This window comes from Streptomyces sp. NPDC026417, assembly GCF_055567695.1.
Genome location: NZ_JBVHPY010000072.1, coordinates 1 through 6767, shown reverse-complemented (window position 1 = coordinate 6767; position 6767 = coordinate 1). Strand labels below are relative to the sequence as shown.

The window sequence follows — 6767 nt, the reverse complement described above, 5'->3', positions numbered from 1 at the left end:
TCCGCTACGAGATACGCGACGACCTCCACCTCGCAACTCCTCCAACTCGCTTGCAGCATCATCTGCTTGAGGCGACTCCGAACCTCATTCTGAAATGATCAGTTAAGGGCGACCGAATTCACCAGGTCATGCTTGATATCACCCGACTTCACAACCTGCCCCTCAACGGATAACTCAAATCCCACACAGGATATCCTCAAAGTATGGATATCGGTCAGCATCATGGGCCCGATCAGGCTGTGCGAAGCAAGCCTCGACCGCACGAGCCTTCCGCCAACTCTGAGTATTGACTACTCAGGGATAATTTACCGTCGTAATGTCTAATTTATCTGAATTGCGCTACATGTACGTGCCGGCCTGTTAGGCGGCGCGAATCGCAGACGGGATAAGACATGACGGCAGAGCACCTATGGCACAAGGCTGTAGTCCTCGGGGGCAGCTACGCGGGGCTGGTGACAGCTCGGGTGTTAAGCGATTTCTTCGAGGAAGTCGTTATCGTGGAGCGGGACTCTGTTGACGCGGAGACTGGCGTGCATCCCGGTGCTCCCCAAGGCAATCATGCACATGCGATGCTTGCGAAAGGAGCGGAGATTCTAGAGCGATTGTTTCCTGGCCTGCGTGCGGAGCTCGAAGGTGTGGGGGCTCCTGTTTTTGACTACGGGGAAGGTATTGACTTACTACTGCCCGTCGGATTCGCGCCCCGCGTGCGCACGGGTGTCGAAGTCCAAACGTTCACTCGAGGGGAATTGGAACGGCAACTGCGCCGCTTAGTACTGCAGCGATCCCGCGTCAAACTGTTGTCTTCAACTCGATGCATGGGCCTGGCTTACACTACGTCGAGGCGGGTGACCGGGGTAACGTGCCAGTCTCGCAACGGTAAGCCCTTTGAATTGGCGGCCGATCTAGTTGTAGACACATCTGGCCGGTCTAGCTCACTTATGAGCTGGCTAGGTGCTATGGGCGTGACTATTCCGCCAAAGCGCACGGTGACGGCGAAGATTACTTACACATCAACAACCTTCACTCGGTCACCGGATAACTATCCCTCTGCTACAGATACCTACGCGGCTTACCAGATGCTATCTGCCCCCAACATAAATAAGGCGGGAATTCTTTTTGCTGTAGAACGAAAGCAGTGGGCTTGCTCTCTATTCGCTTTTCAAGAGCAGCCGCCGAATGACGTTGCTGGCTACCTGGATTTTACCCAAGGGCTGCACCACGAGCGCCTGGCGCAGCGGATCAGGGATTGCATTGGCGATAAAGCCATCCATCGCTACACGAATACTGGCAACCAGTGGCGTCCTTACCATGCAGTGCAGAGGTGGCCGGAGCGGATAGTCGCGGTCGGTGATTCCGTATGCGCGTTCAATCCTGTATACGGACAGGGCATGACCGTAGCGGCGATGGAGGCCGAACTCCTACAGGGCATGCTGATCCGGCGCATCGGCACGGGTGGCCTGGATGGGCTTTCCGGTAAGTTTCAGAAAAAAGTCGGACGTCTACTAGCCGCTCCATGGGCACTGTCTACGAACTTTGATCGCAGGTGGCACCCCGACGGACAGACTATGGTATCCCGCTGCACGCATTGGTATCAAATGCGCCTTCTCCGCGTTGCGGTCAAAAATCCCGCAGTATGGCAAAGGTTCGTGCGGGTGGTCAATATGGTCGCGTCCCCAGCACTGCTATTTCATCCCGCAACTGTGCTCAAGGTCCTGAGCGTGGGTAGGAGTCAAGCATCGAAGCTCGGCAGGCGTGAGTGACATGCCAGCTATCGCTGGCAAAGATCGTATCCGATGTCGCCGTCGGTCGGAAGGGCCGCCTTTGGCTGATCAACAACCTACGAGGCCGTAGGGATCCACAAATACAGAATACTTCGAAGCCTCGACGTGGGCATTGGAGTTTCGCACCCGCTACTCCTCCATGACTCTACGATTGTACTTGCGTCCTTAATCATGTGACTGTCGCCCGGCCGGATCGTTGATGTGGTGGCGGGGAGCAGGCAGTCGCGGCCGTGGATCATCTCGGATGAACTGTGTCCCTTGATGGTGTTGTCGCCGGTATTGGGGCCGAAGCAGGTTGAGGGCCAGTCGAGGGTGTCGGACCGGCAGGCGTTGAGGGGATCCTGTTTGTCCTGCATACCGGTAAACCAGTGGTACCAGCGCCCAGGAACTGGCTTCAGCTCCGGCACGACCTGTCGGCGGCGCCTGGTGGCATGGAACGAGGTAGGCGTCTGGGACCAGCTGCTGGTGCTGCTCAAGAAGCTTTCTGGAAGGGCCAGTTGGCCTGGTCGAGGACGGTGATCGACTCATCCCACGTCCGGGCCGCACGGCGGGCCCAGAAGCGGTCCCAGTCTGGTCTATTCGGCGCGATGAGGCAGCAAGCAGCCTGTCATCACCGACGGTGGCAACCCGCAAGCGGACTCACTGACTGTCGGACACCTCACCGACGTCCCCCAGCTCCTGCCCCCTGCTCGACAAGATCCCAGCCGTGGTCAGCACCGCCGGACAATTCCGACACGCTCTTCGCGGACCGCGGCTACGACCACGGCAAAGACCGACGACTCCTATGCGAGCGAGCCAACCGTCCGGTGATCGCCAAACCCGGTGTCGCGATGAGGTGCCTCGCGTTTTCCGGACAGTGATCTGACCGTCTATTTCACGCGGCTAGACGCATCTCCGCGTATACGGTGTGGACTTCTCGCGGTGGGCGGTATCCGATGGCCGTGTGGAGGCATGTGTAGACTTTACCAGAGTTCGATGTATCGAGTGATGTCCTGGCGAGCTGCTTCGCGGGTCGGGTACGTCATGCGGGAAACCGACTCGTTCTTCAGAGCGCCGAAGAATGAATCCGCCATCGCATTATCCCAGCAGACTGCGGTGCACCCGAATGGTCGGCGACGTCCGAATTCCTTCGGCGTCAACGCGCCCGGCTATCGTGCGTCAACGGCTCGCCGGCCGCTGGCCCGTTCTACTCCGGTGCTTCTTCACCCAGCCCCGGGGTGTTTCCGGATGCAATTCGATCTCGCGGGCTGTCGCAGTGATGGTCTTACCAGTTCTCGATGTCATTCGTTGGAGGGGCGGTCCGCCAAGACCGCCCCTGACATGCAGGCAGCCAACTACACTACCGACGATGCCTCTGACCAGGCCAGATAGCAAAACGTTGCTGGAGTACTAACGAGCTGGTGCGTGATAGCGTTGAGGCGTGTTTGGTCTGGTCGTGACTGTTGTCAGGCTTCAGTGTTGCGGTCGAAGGTGAGGCTGGCGATGGCGCCGCAGGTGGCGGGCATGACCTCGTTGGTGGGGCCAGCGGGTCAGTTGCTTCCAGCGTTTGTGGTCGGCGAGGGCGTGTTCAACAGTTCTGCGCTTGGAGGAGTGCCGGTGGCGGGCTCGGTGCCGGGCTTCAAGGACTTCGGGCGGGCTGATCTTGTTGCTTTTCTCGGCGGAGTCACCGCCTGCCCGGGGTGGTCACGGCGAAGCCCGAGATAGCCGTCGTCCGGGAGGACCCGAAGGTCAGGAACCTGCTGGAAGCAGACGGCTGTGCCTTCGTTGCGCGCGGTGGTCGCATCATGCATCCGTCCAGGTCGCAGGGCATCGACCCATGACGTGCGGCCCTGGTCGTCGGCGATGACGGTGGCCTTCATCGTGTTCTGTCTCTTCTTTCCCGACACGAACGCCTGCCGCCCACCACGTCGGGCAGGCGGCCTGCGGACCTGGACCTCGGTGGCGTCCAGACGTAATTCGATTCCCTCCGCATGGGCATAGGCGAACACATTGGAAAGGTCCGCAGCCGCAGGCCGGGACAGTCGGATACCGCGCATCCTCGCTCAGCCAGCACCGCACGTGTCTCTGCGATCGCGCAGGTCATGGTGGAGCGGTCGACACCGAGCAGTAGTCCCAGCACCGCGTGCGGCAGGTCGTGCCGCAGATGGATCAGCGTGGCCGCCTGCCGGTCGACGAACACCAGCTGGTGACGGGCGCCGGCACCCGCAGCCCGCTTCCGGTCCCCGCCCCGCGCAGCAAGACGACGGCCTTCGAGATCGGCCTCCCAGGACACCGCCAACTCCTGCACAAGACAGGCGAGATGACGCTGCGAGACCCCCGTGAACAGCCGGTGAGCCAGCACCGTCCGATTAACCATGATCGCCACAGTCCGATCATGCCACCAGCCAGCAACGACACCTCGTCCGCTATCACGCACCAGCTCGTTAGCGCTAGCGTGTCGACGCCGACAGCGCATCTCTACGATCAGTAGCCGACGGGGACCTGTGCCTGGACCGCCGCGGTGCGGCCGACCGAGGAGTGGACATCTGGCCGTGCTCCTCGCCGCAGGATCGGTGGCCCGGTCCAGGAAGGTGACACTGCCATCGGTGCGGAGTGCTTCCGGAGCGAGCCACTGGCAACCCCTCGCCGCCTCAACCAGGTTCGGTGACAACCGTGTTCAGCTTGATTCCAGCAAGGCGCGCGGGCCGCCGACGACCCGATTGCCCCGGGCAAGGCCACCATGCGGATAGGCGCCTCTCAAGTCGCCTCCGTGCGGTCCTTGACGGAGAGGATCGCGGACATTCTTGACGAGTTCGGCGCCGGCCACGCGCGCCCCATCGCGGCCGCGTTCCTCGTCAACACCGTCGCCCCTGGCTGCGGGCGCAGTCCTCAGAGGCGGTCAAGCGGGTGGTCGTTCCAGTCGGCGAGCCAGGTGCGGATGTCGCGTTCGAGGGCCTGGGCGGAGCGGTGGACGCCTCGCTTGAGCTTCTTCTGCGTGAGCTCGGCGAACCACCGCTCCACCAGGTTCAGCCAGGACGAGCTCGTCGGCGTAAAGTGGAGGTGGAAGCGCGGGTGCGCCAGCAGCCACTGCATGGTAGCGGGCGTCTTGTGGGTGAGGTAGTTGTCCAGGATCAGATGGACATCGAGGTCAGCGGGGACTTCGTTGTCTAGCTTGGTCAGGAACTTCTTGAACTCGACGGCCCGGTGGCGCCGGTGCAGGGAGCCGGAGCCGATCACCTTGCCGGTGGCGACTTCCAGTGCGGCGAACAGGGTGGTGGTGCCGGCGCGGACGTAGTCGTGACTGCGACGTTCGGGAACGCCGGGCAGCAGAGGCTGGGACCGGTCCAGAGCCTGGATCTGGGACTTCTCGTCCACGCAGAGGACCAGAGCCTTCTCCGGCAGGTCGAGATACAAGCCCACGACATCGCGGACCTTGTTAATGAACAGCGGATCCGTGGACAGCATGAACGTCTGAGACCAGTGCGGCGCCAGTGCGAACGCCCGCCAGATACGCGAGATCGCGGACTGTGACATGCCCGTGGCCGCCGCCATCGACCTTGTCGACCAGTGAGTGGCGTTCTTCGGCTTCTCCTCGAATGTTTTGACGATCACCCGCTCTACGTCCGCGTCGGTAATCTTCCTTGGGACTCCGGGCCGCGGCTCGTCGGACAGGCCGTCCAGGCCTCGTTCGAAGAAGCGCCTCCGCCAGGTGCGGACTGTGTCCGCAGTGACCCGCAGCCGCCGTGACACCTCCATGATCGAGTGCCCGTCGGCGCACTCGAGCACGATCCGCGACCGCTGGTCCAGCGCCTGAGCCGTCGTGCGACGACGCACCCCGCCCTCCAGCACGGCCCGCTGGGCATCGGTCACCGACAACGGCGGAATCTTCGGACCCGGACGACTCATACCGAACCAACGACGAATCTCCGACTCAGGTCACTAGTAGGACTCTGTTAGGTCTTCGGGTTTGGCCTGTTCTCGGGCATGTTGGGTGGATGGACGTACATGAAGTGAACCGTGTCCGGGCGAAGTTGGCGTTGTACGTGGCCGATGTGTTTGCCTCTGTGCCGCGTAAGGACCAGCGGGCCAAGGGCGACTGCTACCTGTGGGGACTGATGCTGGACGGCCGCCGCAAGTCGATCCAGGCGATGGCGTCGAGGCTGCCGGATGGCAACGAGCAGAACCTGCAGCAGTTTGTGAACCAGTCCACCTGGGACCCGGTGCCGGTGCAGCGGCGGATCTGTGAGCCATGCTGCCGCTGATCAATCCGACGGCCTGCTCATGTTCCAGCCGGCCGGGGTGTCGAGCATGTCCAGGGCCAGCCGCCACTTCTCGCGGTGCCCGACCTCGGGCGGGACACGGGTGGCGGTGCGGCGTTCGGTGTCCGCGGCCCACTCCTTGGGCAAGAAGCGTCGCCACTGCAGCGGGCAGGAGGGGTGTCACTGGCGGCGTGGACGCTGACCGCGACCTGACAGTTGGCGCGTTTGCCCAGGGCTCCGCAGTACTGCGGAGCCACGGCCGCCGACATCCGGCCGTCCTTGGGCATCGACACGTCGTCGATCACCCAGGCCGTCGGATTGATCAGCGGCAGCATGGCTCACAGATCCGCCGCTGCACCGGCACCGGGTCCCAGGTGGACTGGTTCACAAACTGCTGCAGGTTCTGCTCGTTGCCGTCCGGCAGCCTCGACGCCATCGCCTGGATCGACTTGCGGCGGCCGTCCAGCATCAGTCCCCACAGGTAGCAGTCGCCCTTGGCCCGCTGGTCATTACGCGGCACAGAGGCAAACACATCGGCCACATACAACGCCAACTTCGCCCGGACACGGTTCACTTCATGTACGTCCATCCACCCAACATGCCCAAGAACAGGCCAAACCCGAAGACCTAACAGAGTCCTACTAGTGACCTGAGGGACTGTAAGAAAAACGGTGTAACTCCGATCATGGAAGAGTTCACCTGTGACCAGCGAGAACATAGCCAAGCCGTCTGCAGCAGGAGCCGCGTC

At 62.1% G+C, this 6767-nt stretch carries 2 protein-coding genes and 4 pseudogenes; 2 read left to right on the top strand and 4 right to left on the bottom strand.

Going from position 1 to position 6767, the window contains the following annotated elements:
* The first annotated feature begins 392 nt into the window (after positions 1-392).
* Positions 393-1760: an FAD-dependent oxidoreductase gene (locus tag ACZ4NT_RS38380; RefSeq protein WP_467730055.1), complete on the top strand. Its 1368-nt coding sequence runs from the start codon at positions 393-395 to the stop codon at positions 1758-1760.
* A gap of 983 nt (positions 1761-2743) precedes the next feature.
* Here the strand turns inward: ACZ4NT_RS38380 and ACZ4NT_RS38375 are convergent.
* From ACZ4NT_RS38375 to ACZ4NT_RS38365, 3 genes and pseudogenes are all read right to left on the bottom strand, one after another.
* Complete coding sequence (locus tag ACZ4NT_RS38375) at positions 2744-2854, bottom strand: IS3 family transposase (RefSeq protein ID WP_467730053.1); 111 nt, start codon at positions 2852-2854, stop codon at positions 2744-2746.
* A gap of 372 nt (positions 2855-3226) precedes the next feature.
* Positions 3227-4137, bottom strand: a pseudogene (locus ACZ4NT_RS38370) (transposase family protein).
* Between the two features lie 527 nt (positions 4138-4664).
* Positions 4665-5666, bottom strand: a pseudogene (locus tag ACZ4NT_RS38365) (IS630 family transposase); the annotation flags it as partial.
* 89 nt (positions 5667-5755) lie between these two features.
* Here ACZ4NT_RS38365 and ACZ4NT_RS38360 point away from each other — a divergent pair.
* A pseudogene (locus ACZ4NT_RS38360) lies at positions 5756-6007 on the top strand (transposase); the annotation flags it as partial.
* 24 nt (positions 6008-6031) lie between these two features.
* On the opposite strand, the pseudogene ACZ4NT_RS38355 reads toward ACZ4NT_RS38360, so the two are convergent.
* A pseudogene (locus ACZ4NT_RS38355) lies at positions 6032-6608 on the bottom strand (IS701 family transposase); the annotation flags it as partial.
* Positions 6609-6767 lie beyond the last annotated feature (159 nt).

Bases quoted from the DNA above. Each gene is read 5' to 3' on its own strand.
- ACZ4NT_RS38380 (WP_467730055.1), top strand. From the start codon at position 393: ATGACGGCAGAGCACCTATGGCACAAGGCTGTAGTCCTCGGGGGCAGC.
- ACZ4NT_RS38375 (WP_467730053.1), bottom strand. From the start codon at position 2,854: ATGGCGGATTCATTCTTCGGCGCTCTGAAGAACGAGTCGGTTTCCCGC.